Source organism: Paracoccus aerius, assembly GCF_014656455.1.
In the GTDB taxonomy this organism is placed as follows: Bacteria; Pseudomonadota; Alphaproteobacteria; order Rhodobacterales; family Rhodobacteraceae; genus Paracoccus; species Paracoccus aerius.
Genome location: NZ_BNCL01000002.1, coordinates 126,581 through 143,869, shown reverse-complemented (window position 1 = coordinate 143,869; position 17,289 = coordinate 126,581). Strand labels below are relative to the sequence as shown.

At 66.2% G+C, this 17,289-nt stretch carries 13 protein-coding genes and 1 riboswitch; of the genes, 10 read left to right on the top strand and 3 right to left on the bottom strand.

Annotated features, from left to right (window positions below):
* Positions 1-29 precede the first annotated feature (29 nt).
* The 10 genes from IE224_RS02880 (at position 30) to argC (ending at position 12,538) form a co-directional block, all read left to right on the top strand.
* Positions 30-1,025 (top strand): carbohydrate ABC transporter permease, encoded by a 996-nt coding sequence (locus IE224_RS02880; RefSeq protein ID WP_167623250.1) that lies wholly within the window; start codon positions 30-32, stop codon positions 1,023-1,025.
* Positions 1,025-2,158, top strand: coding sequence for a carbohydrate ABC transporter permease (locus IE224_RS02875; protein ID WP_167623249.1), 1,134 nt, complete (start codon positions 1,025-1,027; stop codon positions 2,156-2,158). The genes IE224_RS02880 and IE224_RS02875 overlap by 1 nt, the downstream gene beginning before the upstream one ends.
* A gap of 3 nt (positions 2,159-2,161) precedes the next feature.
* Entirely contained in the window at positions 2,162-3,697 is a 1,536-nt protein-coding gene (locus tag IE224_RS02870) for an alpha-amylase family glycosyl hydrolase (RefSeq protein ID WP_191307942.1), read from the top strand.
* 21 nt (positions 3,698-3,718) lie between these two features.
* Positions 3,719-4,867: an ABC transporter ATP-binding protein gene (locus IE224_RS02865; RefSeq protein ID WP_167623247.1), complete on the top strand. Its 1,149-nt coding sequence runs from the start codon at positions 3,719-3,721 to the stop codon at positions 4,865-4,867.
* Positions 4,868-4,945: 78 nt separating this feature from the next.
* Positions 4,946-7,396 carry a membrane-bound PQQ-dependent dehydrogenase, glucose/quinate/shikimate family gene (locus IE224_RS02860; RefSeq protein WP_202380080.1) on the top strand — a complete coding sequence of 817 codons (2,451 nt, stop codon included), beginning with the start codon at positions 4,946-4,948 and terminating at the stop codon, positions 7,394-7,396.
* A 67-nt stretch (positions 7,397-7,463) separates the two neighbouring features.
* On the top strand, positions 7,464-8,411 hold the full coding sequence (locus IE224_RS02855) for a GAF domain-containing protein (RefSeq protein WP_191307938.1): 948 nt from the start codon (positions 7,464-7,466) through the stop codon (positions 8,409-8,411).
* Positions 8,412-8,541: 130 nt separating this feature from the next.
* Positions 8,542-10,068: an aldehyde dehydrogenase gene (gene adh, locus IE224_RS02850; RefSeq protein WP_191307936.1), complete on the top strand. Its 1,527-nt coding sequence runs from the start codon at positions 8,542-8,544 to the stop codon at positions 10,066-10,068.
* 105 nt (positions 10,069-10,173) lie between these two features.
* Entirely contained in the window at positions 10,174-11,232 is a 1,059-nt protein-coding gene (locus tag IE224_RS02845; protein ID WP_191307934.1) for a DNA topoisomerase IB, read from the top strand.
* Positions 11,229-11,558, top strand: a complete 330-nt coding sequence (locus IE224_RS02840; protein WP_167623242.1) for a DUF779 domain-containing protein — start codon at positions 11,229-11,231, stop codon at positions 11,556-11,558. The genes IE224_RS02845 and IE224_RS02840 overlap by 4 nt, the downstream gene beginning before the upstream one ends.
* A 68-nt stretch (positions 11,559-11,626) precedes the next feature.
* A complete protein-coding gene (gene argC / locus IE224_RS02835) occupies positions 11,627-12,538 on the top strand; it encodes an N-acetyl-gamma-glutamyl-phosphate reductase (RefSeq protein WP_191307931.1) in 912 nt (303 codons plus the stop codon).
* 40 nt (positions 12,539-12,578) lie between these two features.
* Here argC and gcvP read toward each other — a convergent pair whose 3' ends face one another.
* The 3 genes from gcvP to gcvT form a co-directional block, all read right to left on the bottom strand.
* Entirely contained in the window at positions 12,579-15,413 is a 2,835-nt protein-coding gene (gene gcvP, locus IE224_RS02830) for an aminomethyl-transferring glycine dehydrogenase (protein WP_191307929.1), read from the bottom strand.
* Positions 15,414-15,477: 64 nt separating this feature from the next.
* On the bottom strand, positions 15,478-15,837 hold the full coding sequence (gcvH, locus tag IE224_RS02825; RefSeq protein ID WP_191307927.1) for a glycine cleavage system protein GcvH: 360 nt from the start codon (positions 15,835-15,837) through the stop codon (positions 15,478-15,480).
* Between the two features lie 7 nt (positions 15,838-15,844).
* Positions 15,845-16,984 carry a glycine cleavage system aminomethyltransferase GcvT gene (gcvT, locus tag IE224_RS02820; RefSeq protein WP_191307924.1) on the bottom strand — a complete coding sequence of 380 codons (1,140 nt, stop codon included), beginning with the start codon at positions 16,982-16,984 and terminating at the stop codon, positions 15,845-15,847.
* A 142-nt stretch (positions 16,985-17,126) separates the two neighbouring features.
* Positions 17,127-17,216, bottom strand: a riboswitch (glycine riboswitch).
* Positions 17,217-17,289: the final 73 nt, after the last annotated feature.

Sequence of the window (17,289 nt, the reverse complement as noted above, 5' to 3'; positions counted from 1 at the left end):
CCGCCTTCCATCATGGGTGAGGGGTGAGGATGGAACTGTTCTGGCTGGCCATCGGCACGATCGTCGTCGGCGTCTTCGGCTGCGTGGCGTGGTTCTGGGGATCGAACATGATCCTGGACCGCGTCTATCCGCCGCGCGGCCCCAACGCGGGCGACAATATCCGCAAGGCCAACCAGATCCGGCCCTGGCTGTTCCTGGGGCCGGCGATCCTGTTTTTGGGCGTTTACCTGGTCTATCCGATCTTCGACAGCCTGTGGCGGTCCATGCATAACGCAAGGGGCAGCGAATTCGTGGGCCTGTCGAACTATGCCTGGCACATGGGCGACGGCAAGTTCCGCGAATCCATGCGCAACAACATGCTGTGGCTGCTGGTGGTACCGGCCCTGTCCACGCTGTTCGGGCTGATCGCGGCGCAGCTGACCGACCGGCTGAAATGGGGCAATATCGGCAAGTCGCTGATCTTCATGCCCATGGCGATCAGCTTTGTGGGCGCTGGCGTAATCTGGAAGTTCATTTATGAATACCGCGCGCCCGGCGAAGAACAGATCGGGCTTCTGAACGCCATCGTGCAGGCGCTTGGCGGCGATCCGCAACTGTGGCTGACGCTGATTCCCTGGAACAACTTCTTCCTGATGATCGTGCTGGTCTGGATCCAGACAGGGTTTGCCATGGTCATCCTGTCCGCCGCCCTGCGCGGCATCCCCGAGGAAACCATCGAGGCCGCGATCCTGGACGGCGCATCCCCCTGGCAGGTGTTCTTCAAGATCAAGGTGCCGCAGATCATGGGCACCATCGCGGTGGTCTGGACCACCATCACCATCGTGGTCCTGAAGGTCTTCGACATCGTCTTCGTGATGACCAACGGGCAGTGGGGGACGCAGGTGCTGGCGAACCTGATGTATGACTGGATGTTCCGCGGCACGCCCGACTATGGCCGCGGATCGGCCATCGCCATCATCCTGATGCTGCTGGTCACCCCCATCATGATCTGGAACATCGTCAACGCGCGTCGAGAGGTTCGCTGATGGAAGGCATGGCCGGACAGAAATCCTCGCTGGTCTGGGCGGTCAACATCGCCGCCTTCCTGCTGGTGCTGCTGTGGACGATCCCGACGCTGGGGCTTCTTGTGTCGTCCTTCCGCGACCGCGACCAGATCCTGACCTCGGGCTGGTGGCAATCCTTTTCCGCGCAAGAGGCGACGGGCTTCGTGCGCACCGGCACCGGCGACGACGCGGTCCAAGAGGACGGCCAGTATGTCATCGAGGGCACCGTCTTGGAGGAAGGCCAGAGCCTGATCGGCTGGGGCATCCGCGCCCGTGAACCGGCCGCCTTCCAGCCCGGCGAGACGACCGAGATCGAGGACGGCTGGCAACTGACCGTGGCCGAGGACGGCAGCTATCGCCTGACCTCGGACACGCCCTTCGAGATGCGGAGGGGAGAGCGGATCTTCGTCACGACCGGCGCGCCCGCCCGGTTGACCACGGAAAACTACAACCGCGTCCTGACCGCCGAGGGGTTAGGCCGGGCCTTCATGAACACCATGACCGTGACCATCCCCGCCACCGTGATCCCGATCCTGATCGCGGCCTTCGCGGCCTATGCCCTGGCCTGGATGGAGTTTCCGGGGCGTGCCCTGCTGACGGCCGCCGTGGTTGGCCTCTTGGTCGTGCCCTTGCAGGTGGCGCTGATTCCGCTGTTGCGGCTGCACAACGAACTGGGCATCGGCAAGGGATATCTGGGGATCTGGCTGGCCCATACGGGCTTCGGCCTGCCCTTGGCAATCTACCTGCTGCGCAACTACATGGTCGGCCTGCCGCGCGAGGTGATCGAGAGCGCCCGCGTGGACGGCGCGACCGAGTTCCAGATCTTCCGCAAGATCATCCTGCCGTTGTCCTTCCCGGCCCTGGCCAGTTTCGCCATCTTCCAGTTCCTTTGGGTCTGGAACGACCTGCTTGTCGCGACCGTGTTCCTTGGCAATACACGCGAACAGTTGGTCATGACCGGCGTCTTGCGCGAGTTGATGGGATCCAAGGGCGGTGAATGGGAAATCCTTGCCACCTCGGCCTTCATTTCCATCGCGGTGCCGCTGATCGTGTTCTTCGCGATGCAGAAATATCTGGTCCGCGGCCTTTTGGCCGGGTCCGTGAAAGGTGGATGAGACTTGACGGAAGTGAAAATCGACTGGTGGAAGGGTGGGGTCATCTATCAGATCTATCCGCGCAGTTTCCAGGACACGACGGGCGATGGCATCGGCGACCTGCCGGGCATCACGCAGCGCCTGCCCTATGTCGCGTCGCTGGGCGTGGATGCAGTCTGGATCTCGCCCTTCTTCACGTCGCCGATGAAGGATTTCGGCTATGACGTGTCCGATTACCGCGGGATCGACCCGCTGTTCGGCGACATGGAGGATTTCGACGCCCTGATCGCCCGTGCCCATGAACTGGGCCTGAAGGTGATGATCGACCTGGTGATGTCGCATTCCTCGGACCAGCACCCCTGGTTCGTCGAAAGCCGCGCCAGCCGCGACAACCCCAAGGCCGACTGGTATGTCTGGGCCGACCCGAAACCGGACGGCACGCCGCCCACGAACTGGCTGTCGATCTTTGGCGGACCGGCCTGGCAATGGGATGCGCGGCGGGAACAGTATTACCTGCACAACTTCCTGGCCTCGCAGCCCGACCTCAACTTCCACAACCCGGCCGTTCAGGACGAGCTGCTGGAGATGGCGCGCTTCTGGCTGGACCGGGGCGTGGACGGGTTCCGCCTGGACACGGTCAACTTCTATTTCCACGACGCTCAGTTGCGCGACAACCCGCCCCTGCCCAGGGAATTGCGCAAGGCGGACACCGCGCCTGCCGTGAACCCCTACAACCACCAAAGCCACAGATACGACAAGTCGCAGCCCGAGAACATCGCCTTCCTTGAACGCTTCGCGGCGCTGCTGCGCCAATATGGCGCCGCCGTCATCGGCGAGATCGGCGACAGCGAACGATCGCTGGAGCTGCTGGAGGAATATACCGGCGTCGCGGGCCGGATGCAGATGTCCTATGTCTTCGACTTCCTGTCCGGCAACGACCTGGCCGCAGCCCGCATCAGCGAGGTCTTCGACAGCCTGCACGCGGTGGCGCCCAATTCCTGGCCCTGCTGGGCGATGTCGAACCACGACGTCGTGCGCCATATCAGCCGCTGGAACCTGACCGACCAGGCCGCCAAGGCCTATGCCACGGTGCTTTTGTGCCTGAAGGGGTCCGTCTGCCTGTACCAGGGCGAGGAACTGGGCCTGCCCGAGGCAGACATTTCCTATGATGATCTGCAAGATCCCTATGGCAAGGAGTTCTGGCCCGAGTTCAAGGGCCGCGACGGCTGCCGGACGCCGATGGTCTGGGACATGGGCGTGAACGGCGGCTTCTCGACGGCCAAGCCCTGGCTGCCGGTGCCCCATGCCCATCTGCAACGCACCGTCGTGGGCCAGGAAGCCGACGCGCAGTCGATGCTGCACCATTACCGGTGGGCCATCGGGCTGCGGCGCAAGCATTCGGCGCTGCGCGGGGGCGACATGACCGACATCCATGCCGAAGGGCCGGTCCTGACCTTCAACCGCGCCGACAGCCAGCAATCGCTGCAGATCCGGGCAAACCTGTCGGCCGAAGAGGCAGGGGGCCTCCGCCCCTGGCAGGTGCAGATCATCGAGGGATAGGGTTCAACAGGGGGGACGCCGATGGCCGATCTGAAACTGACCGATGTCGCCAAGTCCTATGGCGAGGTGAACGTGCTTCGGGACATCAACCTGGATATCCGGTCCGGCGAGTTCATCGTCTTCGTCGGCCCCTCGGGGTGTGGCAAGTCGACGCTGCTGCGGATGATCGCGGGGCTGGAACGGATCAGCGGCGGCACGCTGGAGATCGACGGGCAACGGATGAACGACATCCCGCCCAGCCAGCGAGGCATCGCGATGGTGTTCCAGTCCTATGCGCTGTACCCGCACATGACGGTGCGCGACAACATGGCCTTTGCCCTGAAGATCGCCGGCAAGTCCAAGGCCGAGGTGCAGGAGGCCACCGACCGCGCGGGCCGGATGCTGCAACTGACCCCTTATCTGGACCGCCTGCCCAAGGCCCTGTCGGGCGGGCAGCGCCAGCGGGTCGCCATCGGCCGGGCCATCGTGCGCGATCCCAAGGTCTATCTGTTCGACGAACCCCTGTCGAACCTGGACGCCGCGCTGCGCGTGGCGACCCGGATCGAGATCGCGCAACTGAAGGCCGCGATGCCCGACCGCACGATGATCTATGTGACCCATGACCAGACCGAGGCGATGACCCTGGCCGACCGCATCGTCGTGCTGGCGGGCGGGGGCATCGCCCAGGTCGGCGCGCCGCTGGAGCTTTACGAACGGCCCGTCAACGAATTCGTGGCCCAGTTCATCGGCAGCCCCGCCATGAACCTGCTGCCCGGACGCGTCACCGGCATCGGCCCGGTGACAACGGTCGAGCTGGCGGGCGGCGGCAGCGCCCAGGTTGCCATACCGACCCGCCCCGGGGACGAGGGGATGCGCGTCAACCTGGGCGTCCGCCCCGAGGATATGCGCGAAACCGACGGTCCAGCGATCTTCGAGGGGACGGTTGACCTGACCGAGGCCCTGGGCGAGGTCACGCTGCTGTATTTCGGCACGCGGGGCGAGAAGGCCCCTGTGATCGCCAAGCTGCCGGGCATCCATCCGGGCCTGGACGGCCGGTCAGTCCGCCTGACGGCCGACCCCGCGGCGCTGCACCTGTTCCACGACGGGCAGTCGCTGCTTTATCGGGCAGGGGTCGACCTGCCGCCCTATCAACCCCGCGTCGCCGGGCAGGCTGCGCGCCTTCCGGCATAGCCCCAAGGCGTTTTCGGGGAACAATGCTGACCGCACACGGTTCGGTGACCGAAAGGGGACAGGACCATGCGCATTTTCATGACCTTGCTGTTTGGCATCATCGGGGCCGTTTTGCTGGGGGGCGGGGTTTATCTGGCGACCCTTGGCGGAAGCCTCTTTTTCGGATTTTCGGGTCTGGCCCTGCTGGCGGTCGCGGTGCTGGTCTTCCGGCGCAACCCGGTGGCGCGCTGGATCTATGCGGCCTTCCTGGTCGTCCTGGCGGTCTGGTCCTGGCTTGATGCCGGATACGACTGGTGGGCGCTTGCCTCGCGCATGGGGCTGTTCCTCGTCCTGGGCCTGCTGCTGCTTCTGCCCTTCGGGGCGCGGAACCAGCGATCCAGCCGGCTGGGCCTGTTCGCCGTAACGGCGGTCACCGGCCTGGCCCTTTTGGGCAGCATCACCACCGACCCGCACCGGATCGAGGGCGCGCTTCCCGAACAGGTCGCCAATGCCGAACCCGCCATGGGTCCGCCCGGCGGCCCCGAGGACTGGCTGGCCTATGGCCGGACCAGCTTCGGCCAACGCTTTTCGCCCGTAGACCAGATCACGGCCGAGAACGTCTCCTCGCTCGAGGCGGCCTGGACCTATCAGACGGGCGACGTCCGTCTGCCAGAAGACACGGACGAGACAACCTATCAGGCTACCCCGATCAAGGTCGGCAACACCCTTTACCTTTGCACGCCGCACAACTGGCTGGTGGCGCTTGATGCCGACACGGGGGCGGAACGCTGGGTCTACAAGGCCGCCATCGGCCCGCTGGCCCAGCGTCAGCACCAGACCTGCCGCGGCGTCAGCTATTGGCCCGGCGAGGGCGCGGCCCCGGCTGCGGCGCAGGCCGCCGTTCCCGCGGCCCCCGATGCCGCCCCTGCCGCACCCCCTGCGCCAGCACCGGCCCCGGCCGTGCTGCCTGCCGACACCGAGCACCCCCAAAGCCCCGCCGTCAGCGCGGACACCCAGTCCTCGGGGCCCTGCACCGACCGGATCTTCATGCCGACCTCGGACGCGCATATGCTGGCGGTCAACCCGCAGACGGGCCAGTTGTGCAGCGACTTCGCCGACAACGGCATCCTGAACCTGATCCACAACATGCCCTTCCGGCAGGAAGGGTTCTATTATTCCACCTCGCCCCCGGTGATCGTCGGCAACGCCTTGGTCGTCGGCGGCGCGGTCAACGACAATTACAGCGTCAACGCACCGTCGGGCGTGATCCGCGCCTATGACGTGCGGGACGGGCGGCTGCTGTGGAACTGGGATTCCGGCAATCCCGAGGCCACCGAACCTTTCGACGTGAACGACCCGAACCAGACCTACACGCCCTCCTCGCCCAACAGCTGGGCGCCGCTGTCGGCCGATCCCGGCCTGGGGCTGGTCTATGTGCCGATGGGCAACCGCACGCCGGACCAGCTTGGCATGTTCCGCAACGAGGCCGAGGAAACCTATGCCAGTTCCGTCGTGGCCCTGGATGCGGCGACGGGCCAGGCCCGCTGGGTCCAGCAGTTCGTCCACCACGACCTGTGGGACATGGACACGCCTGCACAGCCGACGCTGCTGGACCTGGACATGCCGGGAGGCCGCGTGCCGGCCCTGGTGGTTCCTACCAAGCAGGGCGACATCTACGTCCTGAACCGCGAAACCGGCGAGCCGATCCTGCCCATCACGGAACGTCCCGCGCCCCAGGGCACCATCCCCGAGGATTTCGCGGCACCGACCCAGCCCGTGTCCGCATTGTCCTTCGAACCCGAGCCGCTGACCGAATCGCAGATGTGGGGCGCCACGCTGATCGACCAGATGATGTGCCGGATCCAGTTCCGCCAGTTGCGCTATGAAGGGCGCTATACCCCGCCGTCGCTGGAAGGCACGCTTGTCCATCCCGGCAATTTCGGCGTCTTCAACTGGGGCGGCATCGCTGTCGATCCGCGCCGGCAGGTGATGTTCGGGATGCCGCTGCAATTGGCCTTCACCTCTCGGCTTGTTCCGGCCGAGGAGATCGCCGGCCGCGCCACGAACTCGGGCGAACAGGGGCTCAATTCGAACGCGGGGGCGCCCTATGCGATCGAGATGGGGCCGTTCCTGTCGCCCCTGGGCGTCCCATGCCAGCAGCCGCCTTGGGGTTTCGTGGCGGGCGCGGACCTGCGCACGGGCGAAATCGCCTGGAAGCACCGCAACGGCACGACCATGGACATGACGCCGCTGCCCCTGCCGCTGCCCTTGGGGATGCCCGGGATCGGCGGGCCGATCATCACCGGATCGGGCGTGGTCTTCATGGCGGCCGCGGTGGACAACTACCTCCGCGCCTATGACCTGACCACTGGACAGGAACTTTGGCGCGGCCGCCTGCCGGCTGGCGGGCAGGCGACGCCGATGACCTATTTGGACAGCCAGGGGCGCCAGATGGTCGTGCTGGTGGCGGGGGGTCACGGGTCCATAGGAACGGATCTGGGCGATCACGTGCTGGCCTGGCGGCTGCCTGATGCCAGGGGGGCCAATTAGCCCTTGGTCGAATTGCACTGACGCGTGCTATAGTGCCAGCTACCGACCGAGGAGGAGCCGGCCCGGTATGCGTCACGCAGATCACGTCGCCAGAGAGTCGCAGTCCAATTCCGCGACCTCTGCCCTTGCCGCGTCATGGCGGCGATCGCTTCTGAAGCACGGGCTGGACCCGTCGGACGGGCGTCGCCCCGAACGCCTGACCTTCGAGGAACTTGCCCGCCGCCGCCAGGCGATGGAGCAGTTCCTGCGCGTGGCCGGCCCGCAGCTGGACCAGTTGTTCAGCCTGGTCGGCCTGTCGGGATGCAATGTCCTGCTGACCGATGCCGACGGGGTGGTCCTGGACCAGCGGGTGAACGGCGCCGATGCCGAGCAGTTTCGGGACTGGGGCCTTTGGCAGGGGGCCAACTGGTCCGAGGCCGCGCAGGGCACCAACGGCATCGGCACCTGCCTGGCTGAAGGTCGGCAGGTGACGATCCACCGCGACGAACATTTCCACACCCGAAACACCGCCATGTCCTGCATGGACGCGCCGATCTGGGGACCGGACGGGCGGCTGCTGGCGGCGCTTGATGTCAGTTCGGCCCGCGCCGACCAGACCGAGCGTTACAACCGCCTGATCGGCGCCCAGGTAGCCCAGACCGCCCGTGCCATCGAGGCGGTGTTCTTCCGCGCCAGCTTCCCCGAGGCGCGGATCATCGTCGCCTCCGAGGACAATTGCGACGCGACGGTGCTGCTGGCGGTGGACAAGGACGACCTGGCCATCGGCGCGACCCGCGCCGCCCGCCGCGCCTTGGGCCTGGAACGCGAGGGCGCGATCCGCCCGCGCCCGGCCGCCGACCTGCTGGGCCGCGACGACGACCTGACGGGTTTCGACAATGCGGAACGCGCCGCCGTGGCGCGGGCGCTTGCGCGGGCAGATGGTAACGTCTCGGCCGCCGCGCGGGCGCTGCGGATCGGGCGCGCGACGCTGTATCGGCGCATGGCGAAGCTGGGTCTGGCCGAAAAATCCGGCTGACTGTCTCAAACGTGAGACAGTGTGAAGGCCGGGCGCGGCGAAGCCCTGTTGCAACGAATCGCGCGCTTGCCAAGCTTTCTTCCATGCCCGGAGAGGGAGAGACTCCGGGGTCTATCCAGAGGAGGAAACGATGCCGAACGACCAGACGCACGAGTTCAAGGGCGTGGGCGTGATGCCCTTTGCCAAGCGCTACGACAACTTCATCGGCGGGCAGTGGACTGCGCCGAAATCGGGCAGGTACTTCACCAACACGACCCCCATCACCGGCGCCGCCATCGGCGAGATTGCCCGGTCGAACGCCGACGACATCGAGGCTGCCCTTGACGCGGCCCATGCCGCCAAGGACAAGTGGGGCCGCACCTCGGCCGCCGAACGCTCGCTGGTCCTGCTGCGCATCGCCGACCGGATGGAGCAGAACCTGGAACTGCTGGCGACGGCGGAGACCTGGGACAACGGGAAGCCCATCCGCGAGACGATGGCAGCCGACCTGCCGCTGGGCATCGACCATTTCCGTTACTTCGCCGGTGTCCTGCGGGCGCAGGAAGGCGGCATCTCGGAAATCGACCACGACACCATCGCCTATCACTTCCACGAACCGCTGGGCGTGGTGGGCCAGATCATCCCCTGGAACTTCCCGCTGCTGATGGCGGTGTGGAAGCTGGCGCCTGCGCTTGCCGCCGGCAACTGCGTGGTGCTGAAGCCCGCCGAGCAGACGCCGGCCAGCATCATGGTCTTCGTGAACCTGATCGCCGACCTCTTGCCGCCGGGTGTGCTGAACGTCGTCAACGGCTTCGGCCTTGAGGCCGGCAAGCCGCTGGCCAGCAATCCGCGCATCGCCAAGATCGCCTTCACCGGGGAAACCACCACCGGCCGGCTGATCATGCAGTACGCGTCGGAAAACCTGATCCCGGTCACGCTGGAACTGGGCGGCAAGTCCCCCAACATCTTCTTCGAGGATGTCGTTCGCGAGGACGACGATTTCTTCGACAAGGCGATCGAGGGCTTTGTGATGTTCGCGCTGAACCAGGGCGAGGTCTGCACCTGCCCGTCGCGCGCGCTGATCCACGAATCGATCTATGACCGCTTCATGGAACGCGCACTCAAGCGCGTCGAGGCGATCAAGCTGGGCGACCCGCGCGACGCCGCGACCATGGTCGGCGCGCAGGCGTCGTCGGAACAGAAGGAAAAGATCCTTTCCTACTTCGACATCGGCCGCAAGGAAGGCGCCGAGGTTCTGATCGGCGGCGAGGCTGCGGATCACGGCGGAGAATTGTCAAACGGCTATTACATCAAGCCGACCGTGTTCCGCGGCAACAACAAGATGCGCGTCTTCCAAGAGGAAATCTTTGGCCCCGTGGTGTCGGTGACCACCTTCAAGGACCAGGACGAGGCGCTGTCGATCGCCAATGACACGCTTTACGGCCTGGGCGCGGGCGTCTGGTCGCGCGAGGCCAATACCTGCTACCGCTTCGGCCGCGCGATCAAGGCGGGCCGGGTCTGGACCAACTGCTATCACGCCTATCCGGCCCATGCGGCCTTTGGCGGCTACAAGCAGTCGGGCATCGGGCGCGAGAACCACAAGATGATGCTGGACCATTATCAGCAGACCAAGAACATGCTGGTCAGCTATAGCCCGAAGAAGCTGGGCTTCTTCTGATCCGGCACAAGCAGGGGCGGGCCGCCGAGGCCCGCCCCGTCCGCGCAACCAACCACCGCCTGCAGCGTTGATCCCAAAGCCCATCCCGCTTTCGGAACAGCCATCATGCCCAAGGATGCCGTCATCTCGGACCCGCGCGACGCCGCCAAGGAGGCAGGGCTGGTCTATGTCAACGACGACATGCCGGGCATCACGCGCAGGAAATCGGGCAAGGGCTTTTCCTATCGCGGCCCCGACGGGCGCGCGATCACCAACAAGGCCGAACGCCAGCGCCTGGCATCCCTCGCGATCCCGCCGGCCTACACCGACGTCTGGATCTGCCCCGATCCGCGCGGCCATATCCAGGCCACGGGGCGCGACGACAAGGGGCGCAAGCAATACCGCTATCACCCCGACTTCCGCGCGGTCCGCGACAGTGCCAAATACGACCACATGCTGGAATTTGCCCATGTGCTGCCGCAGATCCGCGAACGGGTGGACCAGGACATGTCGCGGCGCGGAATGCCCGCCGAAAAGGTCGTGGCCACCGTTGTCCATCTGCTGGAAAACACCATGATCCGCGTGGGTAATGCCGATTACGTCAAGCAGAACAAGTCCCACGGGCTGACCACGCTGCGCGACCGCCACGTGACCTTTGAAGGCAACGAGGTCCGGTTCCGCTTCAAGGGCAAGTCCGGCAAGGAATGGAAGCTGGGACTGCGCGACCGCCGCGTCGCCGGGATCGTGCGCGCGGCCCAGGACATTCCGGGCCAGCACCTGTTCCAGTATCTGGATGACGAGGGGCAGCGGCAGAAGGTCACCTCGACCGAGGTGAACGCCTATCTGCGCGAAATCTCGGGCCGGAACGTCACCGCCAAGGATTTCCGAACCTGGACGGGGACCGTGCTGGCGGCGCTGGCGCTGATGGAATACGAGAAATGCGACAGCCAGGCCGCCGCCAAGCGAAACATCCGCGAGGCGATCGAACGCGTCGCCAGCCGCTTGGGCAACACCCCCACGATCTGCCGCAAATGCTATGTCCACCCGCAGGTGATCGACGCCTATCTGGCCGACGAGTTGAAGCTGGAATTGCGCGAAGAAATCGAGGACGATCTGCAACGATCCGGCCTGCGTCCCGAGGAACGGCAGGTGCTGGAGTTCCTGAAAAAGAGGTTGAAGGCATGAGCACGGTTTCCGCCACCCCCGCCGCCCTGGACCTGATCGCCGAGATCGTGGCCGATCACGGCCCCGTCCTGTTCCACCAGTCCGGCGGCTGCTGCGACGGATCCTCGCCCATGTGCTATCCGCAGGGCGATTTCCGGGTGGGCGAGCGCGACGTGAAGTTGGGCGAGATCGGCGGCGCGCCCTTCTATATCAGCGCATCGCAGGCCGCGGCATGGGCCCATACCGACCTGATCATCGACGTGGTGCCGGGGCGCGGCGGCATGTTCAGCCTGGACAACGGGCGCGAAAAGCGCTTCCTCACCCGGTCGGAAATCTGCCAGATCTGACTCCGCGCCGATTGGCAGGGGGCCAGGGCTCCCCTATAACCCCTGCACATTCTGCAGAGGACAGGACCATGGCATACAGCGTTTTCATCGATGGCGAGGCAGGCACAACGGGCCTGCAGATCCGCGAGCGGCTGGAAACGCGCGGCGACATCCGCCTGATCGGGATCGACCCGGCACGACGCAAGGATGCCGATGCCCGGTGCGAAGCCTTTGCCGCGGCCGACGTCGCGATCCTGTGCCTGCCCGACGACGCCGCGCGCGAGGCCGTGGCCCTGGCGCAGGATCTGGACACGCGGATCATCGACGCGTCCACCGCGCACCGGGTGGATCCCGATTGGGCCTTCGGCTTTCCGGAACTGAATGCTGGCGCGCGCGACCGCATTGCCGGGGCGAAGCTGGTCAGCAATCCCGGCTGCTATTCGACCGGCGCCATCGCCATCATTGCGCCCCTGGTCGCCGCCGGCCTGATCGCGCCGGACGAGGGACTGACGATCAACGCCGTCAGCGGCTATACCGGCGGCGGCAAGGCTCTGATCGCGGAATACGACAGTGGCGAGGCTCCGGCGCATTTCGTCTATGGCCTGACCCAGCGGCACAAGCACATCCCGGAAATCATGGTCCATGCGGGCCTGGACCGGCAGCCGATCTTCGCGCCCGCGGTGGGCAATTTCGCGCAAGGCATGGCCGTGCAGGTGCCGCTGTTCCTGAACGAACGCCGCACGATTGACGGCCTGACCGCCGCCCTCGATGACCACTATGCCGGGCAGCGCTTCGTGGAGGTGGCGCAGGGATCTGGCGCACGCATCGTGCCGACGGATCTGAACAACACAAACTGCCTGCGCATCACCGTGCAGGGCGATGCCCAGAACGGCTGCGCGACGGTGGTGGCGGTGCTGGACAACCTGGGCAAGGGTGCGTCAGGCGCGGCGGTCCAGAACCTCAACATCATGCTGGGCGTGGACGAAGGCCTCAGCCTGTAATGCCCAAGGCGGCACCGGCTGAACGCCGGTGCCTGCCATCTTATTCCGCCGCCTCGGCATAGCTTTCCAGGGGCGGGCAGGTGCAGATCAGGTTGCGGTCGCCATAGGCATTGTCAACCCGGCCCACCGGCGGCCAGTACTTGTCCACGCGGAAGGCACCCGCCGGGAAGCAGCCCTGTTCGCGCGAATAGGGGCGGTCCCAATCGGCCACCAGATCCTCGACCGTGTGCGGCGCATGGCGCAGCGGGCTGTCGGTGGCGGCGATGCGTCCTTCGGCCACGTCCGTGATCTCGTCCCGGATTGCCAGCAGGGCGGTGATGAAGCGATCGATCTCGGCCTTGGTTTCCGATTCCGTGGGTTCCACCATCAGCGTGCCCGCGACCGGCCAGCTCATGGTCGGCGCATGGAAGCCGTTGTCGATCAGCCGCTTGGCGATGTCGTCCACCGTCACGCCGTGATCGGCAAAGGGCCGCGTGTCGATGATGCATTCATGCGCCACCCGGCCCCGATTGCCCATGAACAGGATCGGATAGGCCCCGGCCAGGCGCGACGCGATATAGTTCGCGTTCAGGATCGCCACCCGCGTCGCCTGCGTCAGCCCCGCCCCACCCATCATCAGGCAATAGGCCCAGGAGATCAGCAGGATCGAGGCGCTGCCATAGGGCGCCGCCGAAACCGCGCCCTCGCCCGTCTGCGGGTCGCCCGGCAGGAAGGGCGCCAGATGCGCCTTGACCCCGATCGGCCCCATGCCCGGACCGCCGCCGCCATGCGGGATGGCAAAGGTCTTGTGCAGGTTCAGGTGGCTGACATCGCCGCCGATCTCGCCCGGTTTCACCAGCCCGACAAGCGCATTCATGTTGGCCCCGTCGATATAGACCTGGCCGCCGTGCTTGTGGGTGATGTCGCAAACCTCGCGCACGGTATCCTCGAAGACGCCGTGGGTGGAAGGATAGGTGATCATCACCGCCGCCAGCTTGTCACCGGCCTTGGCCGCCTTGTCCGCGAAATCCTCGAGGTCGATGTCGCCGTTCGGGGCCGATTTGACCACGACCACCTTCATCCCGCACATCTGCGCCGAGGCCGGGTTGGTGCCGTGGGCACTAACCGGGATCAGGCAGACATCGCGATCCTCGCCGCGCGACCTGTGATAGGCGGCAATCGTCAGAAGCCCTGCATATTCCCCCTGCGCGCCGCTGTTGGGCTGCATGGAGAACGCGTCATAGCCGGTGATCTGGCACAGCTTGTCGGTCAGATCGCCGATCGCTTCTGCATAGCCTGCGGCCTGGTCGGCGGGCGCGAAAGGATGCAGCGCGCCGAATTCTGGCCAGGTGATCGGCATCATCTCGGCCGCCGCGTTCAGCTTCATGGTGCAGGACCCCAGCGGGATCATCGCCCGGTCAAGCGCCAGGTCCCGGTCCGACAGGCGGCGCATGTAGCGCATCATCTCGGATTCCGCGCGGTTCATGTGGAAGACCGGGTGGGTCAGGTAGTCGCTTTCCCGCAGCAAGTCATCGGGAATCGCCGGGCCGGTCGCGGCAGCCGCCGCCTCGGTTATGCCGAAGGCGTCCAGCAGCCGCGCGATGACGCCTGCATCTGTGGTCTCGTCCACGCTGATGCCGACCCGGTCGCGGCCCACCTTGCGCAGGTTGATGCCGCGATGGCGCGCGGCGGCCATGATGCCCGCCTGTCCCACGCCCACCTTGACGGTGATCGTGTCGAAGAACGCCTCGGGTGCAACCTCGGCCCCCGCCGCGCGCAGTGCATCGGCAATGGTGACCGCGTGCAGATGCACCCGCTGCGCAATAGCGCGCAGGCCAACCGGCCCGTGGAAGACGGCATAGAAGGACGCCATCACCGCCAGCAGCGCCTGCGCCGTGCAGACGTTGGATGTGGCCTTCTCGCGCCGGATATGCTGTTCGCGCGTCTGCAGCGACAGGCGATAGGCCATGTTGCCCTTTGCGTCGATCGACACGCCGACGATGCGGCCCGGCATGGCCCGCTTCAACTCGTCCCGGCAGGACATGAAGGCCGCGTGTGGCCCGCCATAACCCATCGGCACGCCGAAACGCTGCGCCGATCCCACAGCGATATCGGCGCCCATCGCGCCCGGCTCCTTCAGCAGGCACAGGGCCAGCAGGTCGGTGGCCACGACGGCAAGCGCGCCTGCCGCGTGCAGCGCCTCGATCTCGGGCGTCAGGTCGCGGATGTGGCCATAGGTGCCCGGATACTGGAAGATCGCGCCGAAGACCTGATCGGCCTGAAGATCGTCGATGGAGGCCTTGACGATGCGGATGCCCAGCGGCGCGGCCCGCGTCTCGATCACGGCAATGGTCTGGGGATGAAGGTCATGGGCCACGAAGAAGGCGTCGGCCTTGGATTTCGACTGCCGCCGGACCATCGCCATCGCCTCGGCCGCCGCAGTCGCCTCGTCCAGCAGGGACGCGTTGGCAACCGGCAGCCCGGTCAGGTCTGCCACCATGGTCTGGTAGTTCAGCAAAGCCTCCAGCCGTCCTTGGGCAATCTCGGGCTGGTAGGGGGTATAGGCCGTGTACCAGGCCGGGTTTTCCAGGATGTTGCGTTGGATGGCGGGCGGCGTCACCGTGCCGTAATAGCCCTGGCCGATCAGGCTGGTCATCACGGTGTTCTTGGCGGCCACCTGCCGCATCCGGTCCAGCAGCGCCGCTTCAGACAGCGCGGGCCAGTCCAGGCTGCTGTCCTGCCGGATCGCGGCGGGCACGGTCTGGTCGATCAGCGCGTCCAGGCTTGGGGCGCCCACGACCTTCAGCATCTCGGCCATCTCGGCGGGCGAAGGGCCGATATGGCGGCGGTTCGCGAAATCGTCGGGGTTATAATCGGTCGGTTTCCAGCGGGTCATGCGCGCCACATCTTCTGTTTAAAATATCCTCGGGGGTCCGGGGGCAGACAGCCCCCGGGCGACATCAGCCGATCAGCGCCTGATAGGCGGCCTCATCCATGAAGCCCTCGATGGCCTTCGGATCGGCGGGCTTGATGCGGAAGAACCAGGCGGCTTGGGGGTCGTCGTTCACGCTGCCCGGCGCATCGGCCAGGGCCGCATTGACCGCCGTGATGACGCCCGCGATCGGTGCGGAAATGTCGGATGCGGCCTTGACCGATTCGATCACCACGACCTCCTCGCCCGCCTCGACCTCGCGGCCCTCGTCGGGCAGTTCGATGAATACAACATCGCCCAGTTGCTCGCTGGCATGGGGGGTGATGCCGACGACGATCTCGTCACCCTCGGCGCGCAGCCATTCATGGTCTTCGGTATATTTCAGCATGGGATCCTCAGCGTTTGTAGGACGGGGTGACGAAGGGCAGGGCGGCTATGGCGACGGGAACGCGCTTGCCACGCAGCTCGGCATAAACGGTCGCGCCTTCCGGCAGATCGGCGGGCAGGCGCGCCATGGCGACGGGACCGCCGACCGAGGGGCCGAAGCCGCCCGACGACACCTGGCCGATAGATGCGCCGCCCGCGGCCTCGGCATAGATCGCGACGCCTTCGCGGATGGGCGCGCGACCCTCGGGGCGCAGTCCGCGCCGTGTCGTTGCAGGCCCAGCAGCCAGTTCCGCCAGCACCGCATCGGCACCGGGAAAGCCGCCCGCGCGCGCGCCACCCGTGCGGCGGGCCTTGGGAATGGACCAACCAAGCGCGGCCTGCGCCGGGGTCACGGCCGCGTCCATGTCATGCCCGTAAAGCGGCATCCCCGCCTCCAGCCGCAGGCTGTCGCGGGCGCCAAGGCCGATGGGGGCCACTTCCGGCTGGTCCAGAAGCGCCCGGACAAAATCCGCAAGCCGCGCCTCGGGGACCGAGATCTCGAACCCGTCCTCACCCGTATAGCCGGACCGCGAAATCCACAGTTCGGCCCCGTCCCAGCCGTGGATCTGGCTGTCCATGAAGCGCATGTCGGCCACGGCAGGCACCAGTCGCGCCAGCACTTCAGCCGCAAGGGGGCCTTGAAGCGCCAGCAGGCCGCGGTCGGTCACCGGCGTCACCACGACCCCCTCCATCGTCTGCAGATGCGCGATGTCCTGGTCTGCGCAGGCCGCATTCACCACCAGCAGGAAATGATCGCCCCGGTTGGCGAACATCAGGTCGTCCAGAATCCCGCCGGCATCATTGGTGAACAGCCCGTATCGCTGCCGCCCCTCCGGCAAGCCCAGCACATCGGCGGGGATCAGGCTTTCCAGGGCCAGGGCGGCAGTTTCCAGGTTGCCGTCCCTGGGCGTGACCAGCACCTGTCCCATGTGGCTGACGTCGAACAACCCGGCCTGGGCGCGGGTGTGCAGATGCTCGGCCATGACGCCCATCGGAAACTGCACCGGCATGTCCCAACCCGCAAAGGGCACCATGCGGGCCCCCAGCGAAACATGCAGATCGTAAAGCCCTGTCTTGCGGCTCTCGGTCCGGCGCGGATCGTCGGTCATGTGACCTCCTTCTCAAACAGCCGGACAGCCGGCATCGGATTGCGGGCGGATGCCCGTTCGATGCCCCCTCTGTCCCTGCCCCCGCGGGGCGCCTGAGATCGTTATCCCTTCGGCGGGCCGGATCGGCCACTCTCCAGAGTTCTGACGGAAAACGGTCCTTCTGCCTGAGAGTTCGCCGGGGCGGCTGCTCCTTCGGCACTGGCGCGGGGCCAGCTTCTCCCGAGTTCCGATGGCTGACAGCTATCCGGGCGCCGATTCCAAGGCAAGCCTTTTGTCGTAGCCGGCAACCTTGGCGCGATTGACAG

Excerpts from the sequence above, each read along its gene's own strand:
- IE224_RS02875 (WP_167623249.1), top strand. The coding sequence starts at position 1,025 with ATGGAAGGCATGGCCGGACAGAAATCCTCGCTGGTCTGGGCGGTCAAC.
- gcvP (WP_191307929.1), bottom strand. The coding sequence starts at position 15,413 with ATGACCCGCTGGAAACCGACCGATTATAACCCCGACGATTTCGCGAAC.
- IE224_RS02840 (WP_167623242.1), top strand. The coding sequence starts at position 11,229 with ATGAGCACGGTTTCCGCCACCCCCGCCGCCCTGGACCTGATCGCCGAG.
- adh (WP_191307936.1), top strand. The coding sequence starts at position 8,542 with ATGCCGAACGACCAGACGCACGAGTTCAAGGGCGTGGGCGTGATGCCC.
- IE224_RS02845 (WP_191307934.1), top strand. The coding sequence starts at position 10,174 with ATGCCCAAGGATGCCGTCATCTCGGACCCGCGCGACGCCGCCAAGGAG.
- IE224_RS02880 (WP_167623250.1), top strand. The coding sequence starts at position 30 with ATGGAACTGTTCTGGCTGGCCATCGGCACGATCGTCGTCGGCGTCTTC.
- IE224_RS02865 (WP_167623247.1), top strand. The coding sequence starts at position 3,719 with ATGGCCGATCTGAAACTGACCGATGTCGCCAAGTCCTATGGCGAGGTG.
- argC (WP_191307931.1), top strand. The coding sequence starts at position 11,627 with ATGGCATACAGCGTTTTCATCGATGGCGAGGCAGGCACAACGGGCCTG.
- IE224_RS02855 (WP_191307938.1), top strand. The coding sequence starts at position 7,464 with ATGCGTCACGCAGATCACGTCGCCAGAGAGTCGCAGTCCAATTCCGCG.
- IE224_RS02860 (WP_202380080.1), top strand. The coding sequence starts at position 4,946 with ATGACCTTGCTGTTTGGCATCATCGGGGCCGTTTTGCTGGGGGGCGGG.
- gcvH (WP_191307927.1), bottom strand. The coding sequence starts at position 15,837 with ATGCTGAAATATACCGAAGACCATGAATGGCTGCGCGCCGAGGGTGAC.
- gcvT (WP_191307924.1), bottom strand. The coding sequence starts at position 16,984 with ATGACCGACGATCCGCGCCGGACCGAGAGCCGCAAGACAGGGCTTTAC.